This window comes from Curtobacterium sp. YC1, assembly GCF_016267665.1.
Lineage (GTDB): Bacteria > Actinomycetota > Actinomycetes > Actinomycetales > Microbacteriaceae > Curtobacterium.
On sequence record NZ_CP066341.1, the window covers coordinates 1,940,914 to 1,963,301 of the forward strand.

The 22,388-nt window shown below is 71.7% G+C and carries 20 protein-coding genes; 13 read left to right on the forward strand and 7 right to left on the reverse strand.

What is annotated here, in order from left to right:
- Positions 1-225 precede the first annotated feature (225 nt).
- From metX to I8920_RS09135, 4 genes are all read left to right on the forward strand, one after another.
- On the forward strand, positions 226-1,428 hold the full coding sequence (gene metX / locus I8920_RS09120) for a homoserine O-acetyltransferase MetX (RefSeq protein WP_198656062.1): 1,203 nt from the start codon (positions 226-228) through the stop codon (positions 1,426-1,428).
- 289 nt (positions 1,429-1,717) lie between these two features.
- Complete coding sequence (locus I8920_RS09125) at positions 1,718-2,875, forward strand: sensor histidine kinase (RefSeq protein ID WP_198656063.1); 1,158 nt, start codon at positions 1,718-1,720, stop codon at positions 2,873-2,875.
- Complete coding sequence (locus tag I8920_RS09130) at positions 2,872-4,194, forward strand: hypothetical protein (RefSeq protein ID WP_198656064.1); 1,323 nt, start codon at positions 2,872-2,874, stop codon at positions 4,192-4,194. Before I8920_RS09125 ends, I8920_RS09130 begins: the two co-directional genes overlap by 4 nt.
- An 86-nt stretch (positions 4,195-4,280) precedes the next feature.
- Complete coding sequence (locus I8920_RS09135) at positions 4,281-4,952, forward strand: response regulator transcription factor (protein WP_198656065.1); 672 nt, start codon at positions 4,281-4,283, stop codon at positions 4,950-4,952.
- 168 nt (positions 4,953-5,120) lie between these two features.
- Here I8920_RS09135 and I8920_RS09140 read toward each other — a convergent pair whose 3' ends face one another.
- Positions 5,121-6,386, reverse strand: a complete 1,266-nt coding sequence (locus tag I8920_RS09140; RefSeq protein WP_198656066.1) for an MFS transporter — start codon at positions 6,384-6,386, stop codon at positions 5,121-5,123.
- A 409-nt stretch (positions 6,387-6,795) separates the two neighbouring features.
- Here I8920_RS09140 and I8920_RS09145 point away from each other — a divergent pair, with 409 nt between their 5' ends.
- Positions 6,796-7,305 carry a hypothetical protein gene (locus I8920_RS09145; protein ID WP_198656067.1) on the forward strand — a complete coding sequence of 170 codons (510 nt, stop codon included), beginning with the start codon at positions 6,796-6,798 and terminating at the stop codon, positions 7,303-7,305.
- A 24-nt stretch (positions 7,306-7,329) separates the two neighbouring features.
- On the opposite strand, the gene I8920_RS09150 is transcribed toward I8920_RS09145, so the two are convergent.
- Positions 7,330-7,563, reverse strand: coding sequence for a hypothetical protein (locus I8920_RS09150; RefSeq protein ID WP_198656068.1), 234 nt, complete (start codon positions 7,561-7,563; stop codon positions 7,330-7,332).
- A 77-nt stretch (positions 7,564-7,640) separates the two neighbouring features.
- Between I8920_RS09150 and I8920_RS09155 the strand changes: the two genes are divergently transcribed.
- On the forward strand, positions 7,641-7,829 hold the full coding sequence (locus I8920_RS09155) for a hypothetical protein (RefSeq protein WP_198656069.1): 189 nt from the start codon (positions 7,641-7,643) through the stop codon (positions 7,827-7,829).
- 3 nt (positions 7,830-7,832) lie between these two features.
- On the opposite strand, the gene I8920_RS09160 is transcribed toward I8920_RS09155, so the two are convergent.
- Entirely contained in the window at positions 7,833-8,141 is a 309-nt protein-coding gene (locus I8920_RS09160; protein ID WP_198656070.1) for a thiamine-binding protein, read from the reverse strand.
- Positions 8,138-9,439, reverse strand: coding sequence for a glycosyltransferase 87 family protein (locus I8920_RS09165; RefSeq protein WP_198656071.1), 1,302 nt, complete (start codon positions 9,437-9,439; stop codon positions 8,138-8,140). Before I8920_RS09165 ends, I8920_RS09160 begins: the two co-directional genes overlap by 4 nt.
- An 81-nt stretch (positions 9,440-9,520) precedes the next feature.
- On the opposite strand from I8920_RS09165, the gene I8920_RS09170 reads away from it, so the two are divergent.
- Positions 9,521-10,231 carry a YceI family protein gene (locus I8920_RS09170; protein WP_198656072.1) on the forward strand — a complete coding sequence of 237 codons (711 nt, stop codon included), beginning with the start codon at positions 9,521-9,523 and terminating at the stop codon, positions 10,229-10,231.
- Positions 10,232-10,487: 256 nt separating this feature from the next.
- Here I8920_RS09170 and I8920_RS09175 read toward each other — a convergent pair whose 3' ends face one another.
- Positions 10,488-11,348: an ADP-dependent NAD(P)H-hydrate dehydratase gene (locus I8920_RS09175; RefSeq protein ID WP_198656073.1), complete on the reverse strand. Its 861-nt coding sequence runs from the start codon at positions 11,346-11,348 to the stop codon at positions 10,488-10,490.
- Positions 11,349-11,372: 24 nt separating this feature from the next.
- Here I8920_RS09175 and I8920_RS09180 point away from each other — a divergent pair, with 24 nt between their 5' ends.
- From I8920_RS09180 to I8920_RS09195, 4 genes are all read left to right on the forward strand, one after another.
- Positions 11,373-12,005, forward strand: a complete 633-nt coding sequence (locus I8920_RS09180; protein WP_198656074.1) for an HAD family hydrolase — start codon at positions 11,373-11,375, stop codon at positions 12,003-12,005.
- A gap of 9 nt (positions 12,006-12,014) precedes the next feature.
- Positions 12,015-13,097 carry an NADH:flavin oxidoreductase/NADH oxidase gene (locus tag I8920_RS09185; RefSeq protein WP_198656075.1) on the forward strand — a complete coding sequence of 361 codons (1,083 nt, stop codon included), beginning with the start codon at positions 12,015-12,017 and terminating at the stop codon, positions 13,095-13,097.
- Between the two features lie 154 nt (positions 13,098-13,251).
- Positions 13,252-14,649: a hemolysin family protein gene (locus tag I8920_RS09190; protein ID WP_198656076.1), complete on the forward strand. Its 1,398-nt coding sequence runs from the start codon at positions 13,252-13,254 to the stop codon at positions 14,647-14,649.
- Positions 14,646-15,683 (forward strand): hemolysin family protein, encoded by a 1,038-nt coding sequence (locus tag I8920_RS09195; protein ID WP_198656077.1) that lies wholly within the window; start codon positions 14,646-14,648, stop codon positions 15,681-15,683. The genes I8920_RS09190 and I8920_RS09195 overlap by 4 nt, the downstream gene beginning before the upstream one ends.
- A gap of 97 nt (positions 15,684-15,780) precedes the next feature.
- Here the strand turns inward: I8920_RS09195 and I8920_RS09200 are convergent, their stop codons facing one another.
- A complete protein-coding gene (locus I8920_RS09200; protein ID WP_198656078.1) occupies positions 15,781-17,220 on the reverse strand; it encodes a GuaB1 family IMP dehydrogenase-related protein in 1,440 nt (479 codons plus the stop codon).
- Between the two features lie 165 nt (positions 17,221-17,385).
- On the opposite strand from I8920_RS09200, the gene I8920_RS09205 reads away from it, so the two are divergent.
- A complete protein-coding gene (locus I8920_RS09205; protein WP_198656079.1) occupies positions 17,386-21,144 on the forward strand; it encodes a multifunctional oxoglutarate decarboxylase/oxoglutarate dehydrogenase thiamine pyrophosphate-binding subunit/dihydrolipoyllysine-residue succinyltransferase subunit in 3,759 nt (1,252 codons plus the stop codon).
- 81 nt (positions 21,145-21,225) lie between these two features.
- On the opposite strand, the gene I8920_RS09210 is transcribed toward I8920_RS09205, so the two are convergent.
- Positions 21,226-21,666 (reverse strand): GNAT family N-acetyltransferase, encoded by a 441-nt coding sequence (locus I8920_RS09210; protein ID WP_198656080.1) that lies wholly within the window; start codon positions 21,664-21,666, stop codon positions 21,226-21,228.
- Positions 21,667-21,780: 114 nt separating this feature from the next.
- Here I8920_RS09210 and I8920_RS09215 point away from each other — a divergent pair, with 114 nt between their 5' ends.
- Complete coding sequence (locus tag I8920_RS09215; protein ID WP_198656081.1) at positions 21,781-22,362, forward strand: hypothetical protein; 582 nt, start codon at positions 21,781-21,783, stop codon at positions 22,360-22,362.
- Positions 22,363-22,388: the final 26 nt, after the last annotated feature.

The following is a 22,388-nucleotide window of genomic DNA, read 5'->3' on the forward strand; positions in this document are numbered from 1 at the left end:
ATACGAGTGCATGTTCCGACGTCCCACGTGTTGATCGACGCGTGGGATGTCGTCCGTTGCACACGCATCCGGTACGTGTGTATGTTCCGACGTTCCACGAGTCGATCGACGCGCACGATGTCGGAACATGCGCACACACGGAGCGGCGAGCGCGACCCGGGCACGCGCCGGGCGTGACGTAACACGGCGACGGCGACCCGCGCCTCCCGGCAGACTGGACGCACCATGGACTGGCAGACGACCCCCGAGGACTCCGTGCCGTCCACCCTGGTGCCCGGCACCGAACTCGGCACCCTCGGCAAGCCGCCCGTCACCGGTGCCTGGCGTCCGGGTGACCACCCCGGGGCCCGCCGGTTCGAGGCCCTCGGTGAGCAGTGGGTGCGGGGCGGGCGGCTGCCGGCCGTCCGCGTCGCCTACGAGACGTGGGGCACGCTCGACCCCGAGCGGAGCAACGCCGTGCTCGTCCTGCACGCCCTGACCGGGGACTCGCACGTCGCCGGAGCACCCGGACCGGGGCACCGCACCGCCGGCTGGTGGAACGACGTCGTCGGCCCCGGCCTGGCCATCGACACCGACCGCTGGTTCGTCGTCGCGCCGAACATGCTCGGCGGCTGCCAGGGCACGACCGGACCGTCGTCGGTGGCGCCCTCCGGGGGCGAGTGGGGCTCGCGCTTCCCGTTCCTGACGATCCGCGACCAGGTCGAGGTGCAGCGGCAGCTCGCGGACCGGCTCGGCATCGAGGTCTTCGCGGCCGTCGTCGGCGGGTCGATGGGCGGGATGCACGCCCTGGAGTTCGCCGTCACACACCCGTCGCGCGTGCAGCGGTTGGCGGTCCTGGCGTCGACCGCGCAGACCACGGCCGACCAGATCGCCGCGAACTCGCTGCAGCGGGCCGCCATCCAGATGGACCCGGCGTTCGCGGGCGGCGACTACTACGAGGCCGACGCGGGCGAGGGACCGCACCGCGGGCTGGCCCTGGCGCGGCGGATGGCGCTGATGACCTACCGGGCGCCGGACGAACTCAACGGCCGGTTCGCCCGGTCGTGGCAGAGCGACGTCTCACCGCTCGGCGACGACGGACGGTTCTCGGTGGAGAGCTACCTCGACTTCCACGGCAACAAGTTCACCCGGCGGTTCGACGCGAGCTCCTACGTCACGCTGACGCACGCGATGGACTCGCACGACGTCGGTGCCGGAAGGGGCGGGGTCGCCGCAGCGCTCGGGCAGGTGACGGCCCGCACGCTCGTCGTCGGGGTGTCGAGCGACCGGCTGTTCCCGATCGAGGACCAGCACCGCATCGCGGCCGGGGTGCCGGACGCCCTGGACGGCGACGAGGCCGCGGTGATCGACAGCGAGTTCGGGCACGACGGGTTCCTCATCGAGCACGAGCAGGTCGGGGCGCACCTGCGGCGGCTGCTCGAGGCCTGAGCGGCGGCTGCGCGGCTCCGCGGGCGGCAGCACGGTCGCGGCCGCCCGGCCGCGGCACCGGACGCCACCGCACACCGCGGCGGTGCCAGCGTTGCCGGACGCAACCGCGCACCGCGGCTGTGCCAGCTTCGCCGGACGCCACCGCAGTAACGATCTCGCTGCATCCGACACGACCTGGCGCGCCGGAGACCCCTCAACGGGTGTCGCGCGTGGAATGATGGCTGGGAGTTCGGCGCTGACCGACGCTCGGTTTCCCGTACCACCCAGACCGTCACCGACCAGGACATCGATGGACTTCATCGCAGAGGAACGCGACCGCTTGCTGCGGTCGACGACCCGTGTCGTGGGCGTCGTCTGCGCGCTCCTGAGCGTCGTCGGCATCGTCGCCGCCGCGGCCGTGCCCGCGCCGTCGCTCACCGCGGGTCTGCTGTGCATCGCCGCCATGGTCACGGCGCTCGTGTTCTTCGGCCGTTCCGGCGCAGTCTGGTGGACCGCCGCGATCGTCACGACCGGCCTCGCGGCGATGCTGCTGCTGTTCTTCGGCGTCGACGACCCCGTGCGTCCGCTCATCGCCAGCGCCGTGATGCCCCTCGCCGCCGGCGGGATGTCGTCACCCCTGATGGCGCAGCGCGGGCACCCCACCGGCCTCGGCATCACGATCGCCGGGGGCGTCGCCGTCGTCGTCGTGATGGTCTGGGGTTCCGGGTCGGTGCTGTCGACGCCGGTCAGCGGCGCGCTGCTCGGCTGGGTGCTCATGGCCGTCGTCGCCGTCTGGATCTCGCGCAGCATCCCCCGCGTCGCTCGTCGCATCTACACGATCGGCTCGGCCCACCGCGCGGAGCGGCAGGCGAGCGAGACCGAGGCCCAGCGCCGCCAGGGTGCCCGGCTGCTCCACGACACCGTCCTGGCCACCCTGACGCTGCTGGCGCACTCCGGCGTCGGGGTGTCCGACCAGGCGATGCGCGAGCAGGCCGCCGAGGACGCCCGACTCCTGCGCCACCTGCGCCTCGGCGCGACGCCGCAGCCGCAGTCCTCCGGCGACTACTCGCTCACCCGCGAAGAGGAGTCGCCGCTCGGGCAGACCCTGGAGTCCGTCAAGCAGCGCTTCGGCCGGATGGGGCTCGAGGTCAGCTGGCACGGCACCGGCCAGGTCCTGCTGCCGTCGAACGTGCTCGACGCGTTCCTGCTCGCCCTGGGCGAGTGCCTCGAGAACGTCCGCCGGCACGCCGGGGTCGGCGAGGCGCACGTGACGATCGTGCACGACAACGAGATGGTGCGCGCGATGGTCACCGACTCGGGCGTCGGCTTCGACCTCACCACCGTGAGCGCCGAGCGTCTGGGCTTCAAGGAGAGCGTCGTGAACCGACTGCGCGAGGTCGGCGGCGACGCCAAGCTGTTCTCCGCGCCGGGTTCCGGCACCACCGTCGTGCTGGAGGCACCGCGATGACCAGGGTCCCCGAGGACACCATCGGCCGACGGCTGCCGGGCGAGACCGCGCCGCCCGCACCGCGCACCCGGCGGGAGGCCCGTGAGCGGTACCGGACGAGCGAACGTCGGCAGGCCCGCGGGCTGCCGTCCACCTCGACCGGCGCCCGTTCGCTGCGCCAGGCGGCCAAGCCCGGTGCGTCGCTCGGCGCGGGGTACCTGGGCCTCGGTGCCGCCATCCTCACCGCCATCGAGGCCGTCGCCGGCATCGCGTTCTTCCTGATCCGGTGGGACGAGTACTCCGATCCGCTGCTGCCGGCCGCCGCCTGGGGCCTGTACATCGTCGCCGCAGTGATCGTCGGACTGAGCGTCCTGACGTACGGGGAACGCCTGACCGGGCCGGCGTTCGCGCTCATCTGCGTGGTGCTCGCCGGCGTGGTGGCGCTCGACTTCGTCGGCATCTGGCCCGAACACGACATCGCCCACACCGCCACGGCGTCGATGGCGGCGGGCTTCGCGCTGCTGCCCATCGCGACGCTCCGGCCCGCCCGCGAGGTCGCGGCGGCGATCACGGTGCTCGGCCTGGCGTTCGTGGTGATGGCCGCGGTCTCCACACCGATCACGGCGGACACCCTGCCCGGCATCGTCTCTCTGCTCTCGCTCGTCGTGGTGCCGCCGGCGATCGCCCTGTACGTCGTGCAGCGGTTCCGGCAGCTCGTGCAGCGCGAACTCGACCGCGTGCTCGTGCAGAGCAACGTGCAGGCGCCGCAGTTCGCCGTCGGCATGCTGGCGTCCGACGAGCTGGCCCGGCTCGACCTGGCCGCCGAGAAGCTGCTCGACGCCGTCGCGAACGGCACCGACCCGCTGCCGCTGTCCGACGCCTCGAGCTCCGTCGCCGCGTCGCTCGCCACCGAGCTGCGACTGCACCTCATCGAGGGCCGCCGCGAGACCTGGCTCTACCACGCCATCACGGAGTCCGACCACCTCGGCCGATCGGTCAGCGTCGCCGACCCGACCGCCCTCGCCGGCCACCTCTCCCCCACGCAACGCGACGGCCTGCTGCAGGCGCTCTGGCAGATGGTCGGCGACGGCCGGACCGCCCAGCCCGGCATGCCCGTGGTCTCGGTGACGCTCGGCCCCATCGGCTCCGACGGCCACCCGGTCTCCGACGAGACCATGGACGTGCCCGTCGTCATCGAGTCCCGCGGGGTCCCACGGCGCAGCCTCGGCCCGACGGCGTGGAGCGCACTGCAGCGCATCGGCCCGTACACCGAGACGGTGCGGGACGGCGCGCTGCACATCGTCGCGCACTGCGTCGTCAACCGACATCCGTCGATGTAGGCGCGGGACACCCGCACGCCTGCACGTCAGCTGAACCCGTTCCTCCTAGGATCGGTGGAGCAACCGCACCGAGAAAGGACGCCAGCATGGCGACTCCAGAGGAACCCATCCGACTCGCACTCGTCGACGACCACAGGATGCTGCTCGGCGCGCTGACGGAGTGGATCCGCAACGCTGCGGACGACATCACCCTGGTCGCCGCCGTGACGACCTGGCCCGAGCTGCTCACCAGCCCGGCGTTCCCCGTCGACGTGGTGCTGCTCGACCTGGACCTCAAGGACTCCATCCCGGTGTCGCTGAAGATCTCGACGCTCAAGACCGCGGGCGTCAAGACCGTCGTGATGAGCACCTACTCCGAGCCGAACGTCGTGCGCGAGGCCCTCGGCGCCGGTGCCCTCGGCTACCTGGTGAAGAGCGAGGACGCCGACATGATCGTCGAGGCGATCCGCTCCGCGCAGCGCGGCGAGCAGTACGTCTCCGCCGAGCTCGACCTCGCCATCAACAGCGGTGACGTCGGCGGCGTCCCGAAGCTCAGCGCCCAGGAGCGTCGCGTGATGGCCCTGTACGGCGGCGGCGAGCCCGTCAAGAGCGTCGCCTACCAGCTCGGCATCTCCGAGGAGACCGCGAAGAGCTACCTCAAGCGCATCCGCGAGAAGTACCGCGTCGCCGGCTTCGACGTCGGCACGAAGGTGGCACTGCGGAAGCGTGCGATCACCGACGGCATCATCGTGCAGGACGGCAGCCCCCTCAACCTGTAGCGCGCTGGCTGCCCGCTTCGTGAGCAGGAGAGGTCGGGTCCCGTCACGGGACCCGACCTCTCCTGCTCACGATGGGCGGTCTGCCGCACCACGTTGACGGACGGGAGGCCCGGTGCGGCGCCGCCCCGGGCCTCCCGTCCGGCGGGTGGGCACGCCCACCGCGCGTGGTCAGTGGATCGGGACCGGTGCGGTGATCGGGCCGGTGCTCGGCGACGAGGAGCGCAGCTCGGCCCGGCGCGTGGATCGCCGCTCGACCGAGTAGCTCACCATCGTGACGAGGACGCCGAGCAGCGCGAGGACGATGCCGAGCCAGCCCGGCGCGAGGAACCCGAAGCCGGCCGCGATGACCGCGCCGCCGAGGGCGGCACCGAGCGAGTTGCCGATGTTGAACGCCGAGTGGTTGAGCGCCGCCGCGATCGTCCGGGCGTCTCCGGCGACGTCCATCAGGCGCGACTGCACCGCCGGCGGGATCGCCGACGACGTCGCTCCGAGCAGGAACGCGCCGAGCAGCATGCCCCAGAGCCACTGCGCCGTCAGCACCGTGACGAGCAGGGCGCCGATGAGCGCGAACATGCCGACGTAGATCGTGCGCTTGACGCTGTGGTCGGCCAGGTATCCGCCGAGCACCCCGCCGACGACCATGCCGATGCCCACGACGACGAGCACGATCGGCACGAACGACTCCGGCATGCCGGTGACGTTCTGCACCAGGGGCGAGATGTACGAGTAGACCGCGAAGAAGCCGCCGAAGCCGACGGCGCCCAGGCCCATCACGATCCAGACCTGCGGCACGCGGAAGGCGCGGAGCTCACGGCCGATCGTGGCGTGCTCGTCGCGTGCGCTCCTCGGCACGAAGGCCGCCACGGCCAGGAACGTCAGGGCGAACAGGGCGGCGACGACGCCGTACGCGACCCGCCACCCGGCGACCTGGCCGACCCACGTGATCGCCGGGACACCGACGACGTTGGCGACGGACAGGCCGAGCAGCACCATCGCGATGCCCTTGCCGCGCTTGCCCGGGCCCATCATGTCGCCGGCGACGATCGACGCGATGCCGAAGTACGCGCCGTGCGGCAGTCCCGCGACGAAGCGGGCGACGAACACCAGGCCGAACGAGGGCAGCAGCGCACTCGCGACGGTCGCCAGGACGAACCCGACCAGCAGCACGAGGATCAGGCCCTTGCGCGGGAACCGGGCGGACATCGCCGCGATGGTCGGCGCACCGACGACGACCCCGAGGGCGTAGGCGCTGACGAGCCAGCCGGCCTGCGCGATGCCGGCGTCGGGATCCGCGCCGTACTGCTGTGGCAGCAGGGCCTGCGCGATGTTCGGCAGCAGTCCCATCGCGACGAACTCGGTCGAGCCGATGGCGAACCCGCCGAGGGCGAGCGAGACGAGCGCGAGGGCGCGGCGCGCGGGCGTGAGCTGTGACATGGGGCCTGTTCTGTGCGGGAGGGAGATCGAGGTGTCCGCGGTGCGGGACCACGGCGATCGGGAACGCGGCGACGGCTGCAGCCGGATCGGCAGACCGGTCCGCGCAGCGCGTGTGACGACGGTCGACCACGCCGTCACGACCGGGGGTGCCGGTCCGGGTTCAGCGACGAACGGGACGGTCCGGGCGGAGTCGTGGGCAACTCCCGCGACGACCCGGTCCCAGCAGTGTAGACCGCTCCAAAGGACGAACGGAAGCGCGCTCCGGTACCGTGGCCGGGACGGGCGGCGCTCCCGGCGGGGGCTCCTGGCGAGCACCGGGACGCTGCGGTCGAACGATGCGCACGACACGGACGGGGGCGGTGGACCGGTGACGCGGAGGAACAGCGCGGGGTTCGTCGGAGTCCTGACCGTGAGCGCCCTGCTGCTGGCAGCCTGCTCGTGGGTGCCGGCCACGCCGAGGCCCGGAGACGTCCGGCAGGGATTCGTCGGCACGTGGGCACAGGACGACTGGTCCCAGTCGGTGCTGGTGCTGGACGAGGACGGGACGTTCCGGGCACGGGACTTCCCGGCTTCCCTGGTCTGCGACGACTCGGGGAACGGCGGGTACCAGCTCGACGCCTGCAGGTCCCGCCCGAGCACCGTGTCGGCTGACGGCACGTGGGCCCTGGCCGAAGGGCAGTTCGGCGTGGTCCGGCTCGACAGTGGCGGGAAGTCGTTCGCCACCGCGTACCGGCACTCCACGAGCTTCTTCGGCCACGGCTTCGTCCTCGGGTTCTACACCGGGTCGCTCGAACGGCCGGAGCCGGACTACGTCTTCGAGCGGGTCCAGCAGCGCGCGGAAGGCGTACACAGAGCCCGTCCTGCGGTCGGCAAGCCAGATCGCGCTCGACACCGCGTGCACGAGGCCGTCGAGCGCTGACGGCTCCGGCCCGACCCGTGACGGTCAGGCCGCGCGGCGGTCCTGCCCGGCATGACCGCTCGACGCGCCCTGCAACTCGGGCAGCTCGTCACGGTGCACCCATCCCGTGCCGCACTCCGCGCAGGTCGCCCACGCGTTGTCGCCGTGCTCGTCCGTGTCGATGACGACCGTTCGCAGGTCGCAGTCGGGGCACCAGCCGTCGTGCATCATCACGCGCTCCTCGTCGTCCTCGGGGCCACCGGACGTGGCTCGATGCACACCATGAGACACCCGACCACCGACATCCGAGCGACCCCGGCGGCGTGTCGACGGCACCGCTGATCGATGATGGTGCCGTGCACACCGCCATGACCGTCCTCGCGTCCTGTCCCGCCGGGGCGTCCGCCCGCTGCGAGGACGTGGCGAACCCGCTCGAACTCGTCACGGTCGTGGTGCTCGTGCTCACCGCGATCGCCCTGCTGACGGTCGCCGCTGTGCTCGGCACCGACCCCCGTCGCCGGGACCGTCCGCGCCGGCGCCGCTGAGGGCTACTCGCCGAGCGCCTGCTCGAGCCGCTCGAGCTTGCCGTCGATCTCACCGGTGTGCCCCGGCCGGATGTCCGCCTTCAGCACGAGCGACACCCGCGAGCCGTACGCCCCGACGGCCTCGGTGGCGCGCTTGACGACGTCCATGACCTCGTCCCACTCCCCCTCGACCTCGGTGAACATCGACGAGGTCCGGTTCGGCAACCCGCTCTCGCGCACGACCCGCACGGCGGCGGCGACCGCGTCGTGCACGGACCCGTCCGACTGCGCAGCGGGACCACCGGACGGAGCGACGGAGAAGGCGACGATCATGCGTCCATCCTGCCCCGCTCGGGCACACCGCGCACCGGTTGCGTCGCGCGCCCGGCGTCGCCGCCGAGCAGCCCCATCCGCACCAGCACGACCACGCCCCACACCATCGCAGCGACCACGAGCACGTTCCGCAGCGTCAGCACCACGAGGATCCACGGCTGCACGGCGAGCACCTGGTCGTAGTACCCGGGGTAGATCAGCTGCGTCAGCAGGGCCGTCGGCAGCGCGAGCAGGGCGACGGGGACGAACCGTCGCGCGCTCGGCGACCCGGCGGCGAGCCCCCAGACGATCGGCACCGCGAACCAGCCGATGTACTGCGGTGACCCGACCTTGTTCGTGGCGACGAGCGCGGCGACGAACAGCAGGGCGAGCACGGGGGCGAGTTCGGCCCGTCGGGCACCGCGGTGTGCGGCCCACAGTGCCAGCAGCACCCCGCCGACGACCACGGCGGCCATCAGCGGCGTGGACACCGCGGCGGCGGTCCGGGTGCCGGCACCGGACACCTCGAACGTCAGGATGTCCTGGTTGTAGAAGACCGCCGCGCCCGGGGCCCCGGCGGCCGCTGCCCACATGAAGGGGGTGGCGAGCGGCGACTCGATCTGCAGCGCCCGGCCGGTCTGCTCGCCGACGAAGGACAGCAGGTACGGCGCACCGCCCCACAGCACGTCGACGAGCACGATGAGCGCGCTGAGCACGAGCGCCCCCGCGAGCACGCCGCGGCGCTGCCCCCGCCGCAGCAGCAGCACCGCCACGAGCGCCGCCGGCCACACCTTCGTCCAGGCGCCGGCGGTGAACAGCGCCGAGGCGACCGCGGGCCGTGACGCGACGAACGCCACCCCGACGAGCGCGAGCACCGTGGCGACGGTGTCGATCCGACCGAGCGCGATCGGGCCGAGCGCCAGCAGGAACAGCAGCCACCACCAGACGACCCGCACGCCGTGCACACCGGAGCGACCGGACGACCCGACGCGCGCCCGAAACCGCCACAGGAACGCGCAGGCCACGGCGTCGAGCAGGACCATGAGCAGCAGCCACCCGGTGCCGATCGACGCGACGCCACCGAGCGCCGCGGCCGCCATCGGCACGATCGCCAGGATCGGGTAGACCCACTCCCCGTCGATGCCCACCCAGAACCCCGCGGACCGGCCGGTCTCGATCCAGCGGCTGTAGGTGATCGTCACGTCGCCCAGCGGCAGGTTGGTCGACACCGTCGTGAGCCACCACAGGAACGCGTGCACCGCGGCGAACGCCAGCACGAACCCGACGCGTTCGATCCACCGGTCCGCCGTCCTCTGCACCGGACGAGCGTAGCGGCCGCACGCACGGCTCCCCCGGGAAGTCCCAGCCTCCCCGCAACATGACGTGTCACCGTTCTGCTCGTGACCACCGAAACCCCGCGCAGGCACCGCAAGGCCGTCATCTGGATCTCCGTCGTCGTCGCCGTCGTCGTGCTGGCGGTCGTCGGCGTCGTCGTGGCGACGAACGTCTACTCGAGCAGCGAGAACGCGAAGGCATCGGCCGCACCCTCGGTGGCCGCCACCCGCGAGGCGTCGACGATCGAGACCGACGACCTCTCCGGCACGTGGACCGTCGGCGGCGACTCCGAGGCCGGGTACCGCGTGCACGAGGTCCTCAACGGCTCCGACGTCACCGTCACCGGCCGCACCGACAGCGTCTCGGGCACCGCCACCGTCGACGGCACGAGCATCACCGCGGCGACGATCACCGTGCAGGTCGCCGACATCACCACCGACTCCGACCAGCGTGACGCCTACTTCCGCGACTCCGCGATGGACGCGGCCGCCTTCCCCGAGGCCACGTTCGAGCTCACCGAGCCGATCGCCGACGCGGTCCCGAGCGGATCCGACACGACGACCGTCTCGGCCCCGGGCAAGCTCACCCTGCACGGCGTCACGAAGGACGTCACCGCGGAGCTCCAGGTCGGCCTGAGCGGCGACGGCGTCGACGTCTCCGGCTCGGTCCCGGTCACGTTCTCCGACTACGGCGTGCAGGCCCCGAACCTCGGGTTCGTCAAGGTCGACGACGCCGGCTCCGTGGAGTTCCTGGTGCACGCGACCCCCGTCGGCTGACGTCCGCGACGCGCGTCACGCCCGTCACGTGACCGCAGACGGCCTGGAGGCGCGGTGCCAGCTGGCACCGCGCCTCCCGTCCGCCGTGTCCGGGGCGCACCTGCCATCTGATGCGCGCGCATGTTGCGACCTTCCACCTGGCGAACCCGCGGTGTTCCGTCGCTGGATGCGCACGTACCCATTGCGTGCGCATCCTCCGACAGAACACGCGTCGATCACCTCGTGGATCGTCGGGAGATGCGCGCACATCGACGGACTAGCCGCGCGCGTCCCCGTCCACGACCAGGTCCCGCACGACTCCTGGCAGCTCGGCGATGAGCGTCGTCATGGGGAACGGCCCACCGCCGGACGCCCGGCGTGCCGCGAGCCCGTGCACGACCGCGGCCGACGCTGCCAGGTGCGCGAGGTCCGACGGCGTGAGCGAGGAGTCCGCGGCCTCGGCGGCCCCCTGCCGGGCGGCGACGAGGGCTCCGAGCACCCCGCCGAGCACGTCCCCGGCGCCGGCGGCGGCGAGCCACGGCGTCGCCGAGCACGCGACGAGCCGCACCGAGCCGTCCGGGGTGACCACGTGCGTGCGCTCACCCTTGAGCAGCACGACGCTGCCGGTCTGCTCGGCGGCACGGAGCGCTGCGGCGGCCGGGTCCCGCTCGATCCCGTCCCGGTCCACGCCCAGCACCGAGGCGAGCTCGCCCGCGTGCGGCGTGAGCACGGCGAGCGGCCCGAGGTCGACGAGCGGGATCGCGCCGGCATCGACCACGACGGGGACACCGTCGTCGGATGCGTGCTCGAAGCCGGTCGCCGTCGTCTCGTCGAGCTCGTCGAGGGACCCGGCCGAGATCCCGGACCCGACCAGCCAGGCCTGCACGCGGCCGAGGCCTGAGACGACCTCGGGGCGGCGGGTGAGCACGTGGTCGGTGGCCCGAGCCGGCCCGACGTAGCGGACCATCCCGACACCGGTGTGCACGGCGGCGTCCACCCCCATCACCGCGGCACCGGGGTACTGGTCGGAGCCGGTCGCGACGCCGAGCACCCCGCGGCGGTACTTGGTGGACTCCCCCGTCGGCGCGGTCACCCACGCGGCGGCATCGGACGGTCGGACGGGCACGAAGTCGTTCACCGGCCCCACGTTACGGTGGAGCGCATGAGCCTGTTCCTGCGTGATCGTGTGGTGGTCTTCGACTACGGCGAGGTGATCAGCCGGACGCCGCACGCCTCGCGGGAGGCCCTGGTCGACGCCACGGGTGTGCCGGCCGACGAGCTCTTCCCGGTCTACCAGGAGCTCCGGCACGACCTGGACCGCGGTGACCTGTCCGTCGTGGCGTACTGGCGCGCGATCGCCGAACGGACCGGACGCAGCTGGAGCGTCTCCGACATCCACCGGTTCTGGGCGATCGACTTCACCGGCTGGTTCGAGGTCGAGCCGGAGACGCTCGCGATCGTCGAGGAGCTGCACGACGCCGGCACCCGCGTGGCGCTGCTGTCGAACGCCGGCTTCGACTTCGGCGACCCGTACCGTCGGTCCCCGATGGGGTCGATGTTCGAGACCGTCGTGGTGAGCGCCGAGGAACACGTCCTCAAGCCCGACGCATCCATCTACCGCGACACCTGTGCGCGTCTGGGAATCGAGCCGGGTCAGATGGTGTTCGTGGACAACAGGGCCGAGAACGCCGCCGGTGCAGAAGCGATCGGGGCGGTCGGCCACCACTACACGTCGCCGGCGTCACTGCGGTCGTTCCTGACGGGACTGGCCGAGGCACCGGCCCCCGTCCTCTGAGGAGCCCGCGTGACGCACGCCCTGTTCGACCCGATCACCGTCCGTGACCTGACCGTCCGCAACCGCATCTGGGTCTCCCCGATGTGCCAGTACTCGGTGGACCAGCAGGACGGCGTCCCGACCCCGTGGCACCTCGTGCACCTGGGCGGGTTCGCCAAGGGCGGCGCCGGCGCGGTCGTGGTCGAGGCGACGGGCGTCGTCCCCGAGGGTCGGATCACCCCGCAGGACCTGGGGCTGTGGAACGACCAGCAGCGCGACGCGTTCGTGCCGATCGTCGACTTCCTGCACCAGCAGGGCGCCGCTGCGGGCATCCAGCTCGCACACGCCGGTCGGAAGGCCTCGACGTACCGCCCCTGGGACACCACGCACGGCACCGTCCCCGCCGACCAGGGCGGCTGGAGCACCGTCGCGCCGTCGGCCGTGGCCTTCGACGGCTACGACGTGCCGCGCGAGCTCGCCGTCGAGGACGTCCGCGTGATGGCGCTCGCCTTCGCCCAGGCCGCCCGGCGTGCGGTCGAAGCCGGCTTCGACCTGGTCGAGGTCCACGCCGCGCACGGGTACCTGCTGCACCAGTTCCTGTCCCCGCTGAGCAACCAGCGCACCGACCAGTACGGCGGGGCGCTCGAGAACCGCGCACGGGCGCTGCTCGAGGTCGTCGACGCGGTCCGCGCCGAGGTCGGCGAGGGCTTCCCCGTCGTCGTCCGGTTCTCGGCCACCGACTGGGTCGAGGGCGGGCTCACGCTCGAGGAGACCACGACCGTCGCGCGCTGGGCGGCCGAGCACGGCGCCGACCTGGCCGACGTCTCGACCGGCGGCAACGTCGCGAGCGCACCGATCCCGGTCGGCCCCGGCTACCAGGTGCCGCACGCCGCCGCGGTCAGGCGGGACGCCGGCATCGGCACGATCGCGGTGGGCATGATCTCGAACGCCTTCCAGGCCGAGCAGATCGTCGCGACCGGGCAGGCCGACGTCGTGATGATCGGACGCGAGATGCTCCGCGACCCGTCGTTCGCGCTGCGTGCCGCCGTCGAGCTCGGGGTCTCGGTCGACTACGAGCCGCAGCAGTACCACCGCGCCCGCGTCACCGGGTGACCACGCCGTCGTTCTCGACCGATTCCCGGGGAGCCGCCCCCGCAAGGAGTACGATCGACAGCACTGTGGACGATCCCCCGAATAGTTCTTCGCCTCACTCATCCGCCGCTCACTCGGTGAGCAGCACACCCCTGTGCGCGAACGGGGGTGAATCATGAGTCCGATCGACATCGTCATGCTGATCGGCGGCATCCTGCTGACGCTCGGCACGGGTGTGTTCGTCGCGTCCGAGTTCGCCCTGGTCAACCTCGACCGGGCGGACGTCGAGGCCCGTCGCGACCGCGGTGAGGCCGGGCTCGCACCGGTCATCGGTGCGTTGAAGGTCACCTCGACGCACCTGTCGAGCGCGCAGCTCGGCATCACCCTGACGACGCTCCTCACCGGCTACCTGCTCGAACCGTCGATCGCGACGCTGCTCGAGGCGCCGTTCCTGGCGATGCAGCTGCCCGAGAGCATCGTCGAGACGGTCGGCTCGATCGTGGCGCTCGTCATCGCGACCCTGCTGTCGATGATCCTCGGCGAGCTCGTGCCGAAGAACTTCGCGCTCGCGCTGCCGCTGCAGACCGCCCGGCTGGTCGTGCCGCTGCAGATCGCGTTCACGACGGTCTTCAAGCCGGCCGTCGCGCTGCTGAACGGCACCGCCAACGCGGTGCTCAGGTCGATGGGCATCGAGCCCCAGGAGGAGCTCTCGGGTGCCCGCAGCGCCGAGGAGCTCACCTCGCTGCTGCGCCGCTCGGCGTCCGAGGGGTCGCTCGAACAGGACACCGCGACGCTGCTCGAGCGCACGATCTCGTTCTCCGAGCTGAGCGCCAGTGACGTGATGACCCCGCGCCCGCGGCTGTCCACGATCCGGGTGTCCGAGTCCGCCGAGGACGTCATCGCCCTCGCCCGCAAGACCGGCTTCAGCCGCTTCCCCGTCATCGAGGAGGACGCGGACGACGTCGTCGGCATCGTGCACGTCAAGCAGGCCGTCGCCGTCCCGCGCGAGAAGCGTCCGGAGGTCCCCGTCGGGGCCCTGATGACCGACGCGGAACGCGTGCCCGAGACCATGCCGGGCGACACCCTGCTCGCCGAGGTCCGTGGCCGCGGCTACCAGATGGTCATCGTGGTGGACGAGTACGGCGGCACCGCCGGGGTCGTCACCCTCGAGGACCTCATCGAGGAGATCGTCGGCGAGGTCTCCGACGAGCACGACCGTGCGCGCATCGACGTCGTGCGCTCCCGCGACTGGCTGACCTTCCCCGGACTGCTGCGCCCCGACGAGCTCGAGGACCGCGCCGGCGTGACGGTGCCCGAGGACGGTCCGTACGAGACCGTCGGCGGGTTCGTCATGTCGACGCTCGGCCGTCTGCCCGTCGTCGGCGACGAGGTCCCGCTCGACGGCGGCGTGTTCCGCGTCGAGCGTCTGGACGGCCGGCGGATCGACCGCATCCGCTGGACCCCCACGCCACCGTCCGACGACACCGGAGCAACGGCGATCATCATCCCGTCCACCCGCAGCACCCCCAAGACCACGCCGGCGAAGGCCACGACGAAGGGCGGCACCCGATGAGCTCCGACTGGTGGGGGATCTTCTGGCTCGTCGTGCTGCTGATGGGCAACGCGTACTTCGTCGCCGCCGAGTTCGCCGTCATCTCGGCACGACGGTCGCAGATCGAACCCCGTGCAGAGGCCGGCTCCAAGGCCGCGCAGATGACGCTGTGGGCGATGGAGCACGCCACCCGCATGCTCGCGACCACCCAGCTCGGCATCACCGTGTGCTCGCTGCTCATCCTGAACGTCTCCGAGCCGGCGATCCACCACCTGCTCGAGGTCCCGCTGCACCTGACCGGCTGGAGCGCCGAGGTGATCGGCACCGTGGCCTTCGTGTTCACGCTGCTGCTCGTGTCGTTCCTGCACGTGGTGTTCGGCGAGATGGTGCCGAAGAACATCTCGTTCTCGATGCCGGACCGCGCGGCCCTGCTGCTCGTGCCGACGCTCTGGTACATCGGCCACGGCCTGCACTGGGTGATCGTCGGCCTGAACGAGGTCGCGAACGCCGTGCTGCGCCTGTTCCGCGTCGAGCCGAAGGACGAGGCGGTGAGCGCGTTCACCGTGGAAGAGGTGCAGACCATCGTCGAGCAGTCCCGCCGCGAGGGCACCCTGACCGACGACGGCAAGCTCGCCCTGGCGTTCGAGTTCACCGAGAAGAAGGTCCGTGACGTCGCGGTGCCGATGGCCGAGCTCGTCACCCTGCCCGAGGACGCCACCCCCGGCGACGTCGAGCACGCGGTGGCACAGCGCGGGTTCTCACGCTACGTGCTCGTCGGCGAGGACGGCTCCCCCACGGGCTACGTGCACGTGAAGGACGTCATCGACCTGCGCCCGGACGAGTTCGACGACCCGGTGCCGCCGAAGCGCATCCGCCAGCTCATCTCGCTCTACACCGAGATGGACCTGGAGGACGCGCTCGCAACCATGCGGGCCGCGGGTCGCCACGTCGCGCGGGCGTTCGACGCCGACGGCCAGACGATCGGCGTGCTGTTCCTCGAGGACATCCTCGAAGAACTGGTGGGCGAGGTCGAGGACGCGACCCGGCGCCGGTAGACGCGACCGAACGACGGACGGGAGGCGCGGTGCCAGCTGGCACCGCGCCTCCCGTCCGTCGGTGGTCGCGACCACGGCGTCGCGCGCCCCGTCCGCGCTACCAGCTGACGGGCAGGGGCTTGCCCTCTTCGTACCCGGCGGCGGACTGGATGCCGACCAGGGCGCGCTCGGAGAACTCGGCGAGCGAGGACGCGCCGGCGTAGGTGGCCGAGCTGCGGACACCCGTGGTGATCATGTCGAGCAGGTCCTCGACGCTCGGGCGCTCGGGGTCCAGGTAGATCGTCGACGACGAGATGCCCTCGGCGAAGAGCTCCTTGCGGGCCCGCTCGTAGGGGTCGAGCCGCTCGAAGCGCTCCCGGACGGCCTTGGCCGACGCCATGCCCCAGCTCTCCTTGTAGGCCTTGCCGGCGGCGTCGCGGCGGAGCACGCCGGGCGCCTCGAGCGTGCCGGCGAACCACGAGCCGATCATCACGGCCGAGGCACCGGCGGCCAGGGCGAGCGCGACGTCGCGCGGGTACCGCACGCCGCCGTCCGCCCAGACGTGGGCGCCGAGGGAGCGCGCGGCCGCGGCGGTCTCGAGCACGGCGGAGAACTGCGGACGGCCGACCGCGGTCATCATGCGGGTGGTGCACATCGCGCCCGGGCCGACGCCGACCTTGATGATGTCGGCACCGGCGGCCACCAGGTGGGCGACGGCGTCGGCGGTGACGACGTTGCCGGCGACCAACGGGATGCCGAGGTCGAGCGCGGCGACGGTGCGGAGTGCGCGGAGCATGCCCTCCTGGTGGCCGTGCGCGGTGTCGAGGACCAGGACGTCGACGCCGGCGGCGGCGAGGGCCTTCGCCTTGGCGGCGACGTCGCCGTTGATGCCCAGCGCGGCGGCGACGCGGAGCCGGCCGGAGGCGTCGACGGCGGGCGTGTAGATGTCGGAGCGGATGGCGCTCGTGCGGCTCGTGGTGCCGACCACTCGGCCGTGGCGGACCACCGGCGCGAAGTCGACCTCGGCGGCACTGAGCACGTCGTACACGTGCCGGGGCGTGCCGGCGTCGTCGGCGTCGATGGCGGTCGAGGCACCGTGCAGCAGGTCGCCGAGCGTGGCGTCCGGTCCGGCGTCGCCGAGCCGGCTCGCCGGGACGCACCCGAGGTACTCGCCGTCGGCGTCGCGGACGACCACACCGCGGCCGGCGACCGGGAGCAGCTGCTCGAGGGCCTCGGCGACGGTGGTGTCCGCACCCATGTCGTAGGCGGTGTCGAAGTCGACCGGCTGGTCCTTCACCCAGCGGATCGCGGCGGCGAGGTCCTGCAGGTGCATGTCCTGCGGCAGGACGCCCAGGCCGCCCCGTCGGGCCAGGGTGGCGGCGAGCCGCGGGCCGGTCACGGAGTTCATGTTGGCGCTGACGATCGGGATCGTCGCACCGCTGCCGTCGTTCGCGGCGAGGTCCACGTCGAAGCGACTCGTCACGCCCGAACGGCTCGGGACGAGGAAGACGTCGGAGTAGGTCAGGTCGTGGGTCGGCCGCGTCTCGTAGAACCTCATGCATCCCACTGTACGGCGCTCGTCCGTGCCCCCGCCGCGCGCCGACTCGCGCCACGCTGGCACGGAACGGTCGGGAGCGAACGGCTAGGCTGGGCACCTGTGCGGCGCAGGGTTGCTCCGCACGACACACACGAGCATCTATCGACGGAGAGTGGGCGATCGGCTGTGTCGAGCCATCTGACCGGAACGGACGAGACCGCGGGCGAATTCGGGGCGAACGAGTGGCTCGTCGACGAGCTGTACGAGCAGTTCGTCGCGGACAAGGAGTCGGTCGACAAGTCCTGGTGGCCGGTCCTCGAGAGCTACCACCGCACGCAGGGCGGTGACGCGCCGGCAGCGGCAGCGGGCTCCGGATCCCCCGCCGGGACGACCGGCACCGACGCACCGGCCCCGGCCTCGGCACCGGCTCCCGCGCAGCAGGGTCAGGCTCCTGCGCAGGGCGGTCCGATCCAGGCGAAGACCACGTCGCGCCAGCCGGCACCGCAGCCGATCCCGGCCGAGGCGAACGACGCCGCCGACGACCACGAGGAGACCCACGAGGACGTGGCGACCCCGCTCCGTGGGATGGCGAAGACCCTGGCGTCGAACATGGACGCCTCGCTGTCCGTGCCCGTCGCCACGAGCGTCCGCACGATCCCGGCGAAGCTGATGATCGACAACCGGATCGTCATCAACAACCACCTGCGCCGAGCGCGCGGCGGCAAGATCTCGTTCACGCACCTGATCGGCTGGGCGATGGTGCAGGCGCTCAAGGAGTTTCCGAGCCAGAACGTCTTCTACGAGGAGCGCGACGGCAAGCCGTTCCTGGTCACCCCCGCGCACGTGAACCTCGGGATCGCGATCGACGTGCCCAAGAAGGACGGCACCCGCTCGCTGCTGGTGCCGAGCATCAAGCGCGCCGAGACCCTGACCTTCGGGCAGTTCCTGTCGGCCTACGAGGACCTCGTCAAGCGGGCCCGCGACAACAAGCTCACGCCGGCCGACTTCCAGGGCACGACGATCTCGCTCACCAACCCGGGCGGCATCGGCACCGTGCACTCGGTCCCCCGCCTGACGAAGGGGCAGGGCTCGATCATCGGCGCCGGCGCCCTGGAGTACCCGGCGCAGTTCCAGGGCTCGGCGGCGAAGACCCTGGTCGAGCTCGGCATCGGCAAGACCATCACGCTGACGAGCACCTACGACCACCGCGTCATCCAGGGTGCGGGCTCGGGCGAGTACCTCAAGCACGTGCACGAGCGCCTGATCGGCGAGCACGGCTTCTACGACGGCATCTTCGCCGCGCTCCGGATCCCGTACAAGCCGATCCAGTGGGCGAACGACATCAACGTCGACCTGGCACACCGGGTGAACAAGACCTCCCGCGTGCAGGAGCTCATCAACAGCTTCCGCGTGCGCGGGCACCTGATGGCGGACATCGACCCGCTCGAGTACCGCCAGCGCACCCACCCCGACCTCGAGATCGAGAACCACGGGCTGACCTTCTGGGACCTCGACCGCGAGTTCGTCACGGGCGGCCTCGCCGGCACCACCACCGCGCCGCTGCGGGACGTCCTCGGGATCCTCCGCGACGCCTACTGCCGTACGGTGGGCATCGAGTACATGCACATCCAGGACCCGGAGCAGCGGCGCTGGGTGCAGGAGCACATCGAGGTCCCCTACTCGAAGCCCTCCAAGGAGGAGCAGCTGCGGGTCCTCGGCAAGCTCAACGAGGCCGAGGCGTTCGAGACCTTCCTGCAGACGAAGTACGTCGGACAGAAGCGCTTCTCGCTCGAGGGCGGTGAGTCGACGATCGCGTTCCTCGACACCCTGATCCAGCACGCCGCCGGTGCCGGGCTCGCCGAGGTCGCGATCGGCATGGCCCACCGCGGCCGGCTCAACGTCCTGACGAACATCGCGGGCAAGACCTACGGCCAGATCTTCCGCGAGTTCGAGGGCTCGTCGCTCCCCGGCACCGTGTCCGGCCAGGGCTCGGGCGACGTGAAGTACCACGTCGGCACCGAGGGCGTGTTCCGCACGTCCGACGGGTCGAGCATCCCGGTGACGATCGCCGCGAACCCCTCGCACCTCGAGGCCGTCGACGGCGTGCTCGAGGGCATCGTCCGCGCCAAGCAGGACCGCGAGGCGCCGGGCAGCTTCGGCGTGCTCCCCGTGCTCGTGCACGGCGACGCGGCCATGGCCGGCCAGGGCGTGGTCGTCGAGACGCTGCAGATGTCGCAGCTGCGCGGCTACCGCACCGGCGGCACGGTGCATCTGGTGATCAACAACCAGGTCGGCTTCACCACCCCGCCCGAGTCGGCGCGCAGCTCGGTGTACTCCACCGACGTCGCGAAGACGATCCAGGCACCGATCTTCCACGTGAACGGCGACGACCCCGAGGCTGTCGCCCGGGTGGCGGAGCTGGCCTTCGCCTACCGCGAGCAGTTCCACCGCGACGTCGTGATCGACCTCATCTGCTACCGCCGCCGCGGCCACAACGAGGGCGACGACCCCTCGATGACGCAGCCGCTCATGTACAACCTCATCGAGGCGAAGCGCTCCGTCCGCACCCTGTACACCGAGGCCCTCGTCGGCCGCGGCGACATCACGCAGGAGGAGTACGACGAGGCGCACCGCGACTTCCAGGACCGCCTGGAACGCGCCTTCGCCGAGACGCACGAGGCCCAGACCGGCACCATCCCGGTGATCGAGGTCGACGACGACGGCGCGGTGCAGGGGCTCGAACGCCCGGCTGCGCAGCGCGACGACTCCGAGAACGAGGTGCACGAGACCGCGGTGTCCGACGACCTCGTCCGAGCCATCGGCGACGCCCACAGCAACCCGCCCGCCGGCTTCTCGATCCACCCCAAGCTGCAGCAGCTGCTGACGAAGCGCACCGAGATGACCCGCAGCGGCGGCATCGACTGGGCCATGGCCGAGCTCATGGCCATCGGGTCGCTGCTGGTCGAGGGCAAGCCGGTCCGTCTGGCGGGACAGGACGCCCGCCGCGGCACCTTCGTGCAGCGCCAGTCGGTGTTCCACGACCGGGTCAACGGCCAGGAGTGGCTGCCGCTGTCGAACCTCACCGAGGACCAGGCCCGGTTCTACGTCTACGACTCGCTGCTGAGCGAGTACGCGGCGATGGCGTTCGAGTACGGGTACTCGGTGGAACGCCCCGAGGCGCTCGTGCTCTGGGAGGCCCAGTTCGGTGACTTCGCGAACGGCGCCCAGATCGTCATCGACGAGTTCATCTCGTCCGCCGAGCAGAAGTGGGGGCAGCGCTCCGGTCTCGTCCTGCTGCTGCCGCACGGCTACGAGGGCCAGGGGCCGGACCACTCGTCGGCACGCATCGAGCGCTACCTGCAGCTGTGCGCCGAGGACAACATGATCGTCGCCCGGCCGTCGACCCCGGCGTCGTACTTCCACCTGCTGCGCCGGCAGGCCTGGGCCAAGCCGCAGAAGCCGCTCGTCGTGTTCTCGCCGAAGGCCATGCTCCGGCTGCGCCAGGCGACGAGCTCGGTCGACGCGTTCACGAGCGGCACCTTCGACGAGGTCCTCGACGACGACCGCATCACCGACAAGGGTGCCGTGCGCCGCGTCGTGCTGCACTCCGGCAAGGTGCACCACGACCTGCGCGCCGAGGTCGACAAGCGGGGCGCCACCGACGTCGCGCTCGTCCGCCTGGAGCAGCTCGCGCCGCTCCCCCTCGAGCGCATCCTCGAGGTGCTGTCGGGCTACCCCGACGCCGACGTCGTGTGGGCACAGGAAGAGCCGGAGAACCAGGGCGCCTGGCCGTTCGTCTGCATGAACCTGACGCCGCACCTGGACGGTCGCACCCTGTCGGTGGCCGCCCGCTCGGCGAGTGCCGCCCCGGCCACGGGTTCCTCGAAGCGCTCCGCGCAGGAGGCCGCCGAGGTCATCAGCACCGCATTGAACGTGTCGGCCTAGCCGACGAGGAAGCGCCCCGTCCGGGAGTCCGCAGGGACTCCCGGACGGGGCGCTCCGTCGTTCGCGAGAGGGATGCGGGCGCTACGCGATCTTGGTGTAGCGCACCCCGGCGTCGTGGTACCCGCGCTTCTGGTAGAACCGGTGCGCGCTGTCCGTCGCGGCCGCACTCACGGCGCTCAGGCGACGCGCGCCCTGCTCGACGGCCCACGCTTCGAACGTGTCGATGAGCGCCGAACCGGTGCCGAGCCTCCTGGCCGTCTCGTCCACGACCAGCAGCAGGAGCTGCGCCGTCGGCTCGTCGCTCGCGTAGGCCCAGGTGACCTGCGCGCCCCCGACGGCGACCACGCGGCCGTCGTCGCCGCGGACCACCCAGGTGCGGTGCCCGGCCTCGGGCGTCAGGCGCTCGAGTCGGGCGCGCATCGACGGTTCGTCGACGGCGTGACCGAGCAGGCGGACGAGGGCGGCGACGTCGGCGACGTCCGTGTCGGACCAAGCGGTGATCGACTCGGCGGAGAGGGTCATGCTCGCGACCCTACCGGGCACCCGGGACGTGTTGCGACGAGGTTTCGTCGCAACTGATATTCATATATGCTGCTGGCATATCACCCGCCGGGTGGACCAACCGACAGGACAGCCATGCACATCACCTCTCGCCACGGCCGCACCGCAGCCTGGATCGCGCTCCCGCTCGCCGTCGTCGCCAGCGGCGCACTCATCGCCACCGCGTCGTACGCCGCGTTCTCGAGCAACACCGACAACGCCGGCAACAGCTGGCGGACCGGGGCCGTCGCACTGACCGACGACGACCAGGGCGTCGCGATGTTCGACGTCGACGACCTGGTCCCCGGGTCCTCCGGCACGAACTGCATCACCGTCACCGCCGAGACCACCAACGCCTCGACGGTCAAGTTCTTCGTCGACGAGCAGACCGACACCGACTCGCTCGGGACACACCTCGACGTGCAGGTGGAGCGCGGGTCCCTCGGCACCGCTGGCGACTGCGGCACCTTCACCTCGGCGGCCAGCGTCCACGACGGCAGCCTCGCCGACCTCGCGGCGCACGACTCGTTCGGCACCGGGCTCGACTCCTGGAAGCCCGCCACCGGGACCGCGACCGCCACGTACCGGATCAGCTACACCCTGTCGGAGGACGCCCCGAACACCGTGCAGTCGTCCGAGGCCGGCACGACGTTCGTCTGGGAAGCGCAGACCGACTGATCCTCCCGACCCCGACCGACCACGAC

Coding starts and splice junctions, on each gene's coding strand:
- I8920_RS09195 (WP_198656077.1), top strand. CDS start 14,646: ATGAGCTCCGACTGGTGGGGGATCTTCTGGCTCGTCGTGCTGCTGATG.
- I8920_RS09125 (WP_198656063.1), top strand. CDS start 1,718: ATGGACTTCATCGCAGAGGAACGCGACCGCTTGCTGCGGTCGACGACC.
- I8920_RS09140 (WP_198656066.1), bottom strand. CDS start 6,386: ATGTCACAGCTCACGCCCGCGCGCCGCGCCCTCGCGCTCGTCTCGCTC.
- I8920_RS09190 (WP_198656076.1), top strand. CDS start 13,252: ATGAGTCCGATCGACATCGTCATGCTGATCGGCGGCATCCTGCTGACG.
- I8920_RS09200 (WP_198656078.1), bottom strand. CDS start 17,220: ATGAGGTTCTACGAGACGCGGCCGACCCACGACCTGACCTACTCCGAC.
- I8920_RS09130 (WP_198656064.1), top strand. CDS start 2,872: ATGACCAGGGTCCCCGAGGACACCATCGGCCGACGGCTGCCGGGCGAG.
- I8920_RS09135 (WP_198656065.1), top strand. CDS start 4,281: ATGGCGACTCCAGAGGAACCCATCCGACTCGCACTCGTCGACGACCAC.
- metX (WP_198656062.1), top strand. CDS start 226: ATGGACTGGCAGACGACCCCCGAGGACTCCGTGCCGTCCACCCTGGTG.
- I8920_RS09210 (WP_198656080.1), bottom strand. CDS start 21,666: ATGACCCTCTCCGCCGAGTCGATCACCGCTTGGTCCGACACGGACGTC.
- I8920_RS09160 (WP_198656070.1), bottom strand. CDS start 8,141: ATGATCGTCGCCTTCTCCGTCGCTCCGTCCGGTGGTCCCGCTGCGCAG.
- I8920_RS09180 (WP_198656074.1), top strand. CDS start 11,373: ATGAGCCTGTTCCTGCGTGATCGTGTGGTGGTCTTCGACTACGGCGAG.
- I8920_RS09215 (WP_198656081.1), top strand. CDS start 21,781: ATGCACATCACCTCTCGCCACGGCCGCACCGCAGCCTGGATCGCGCTC.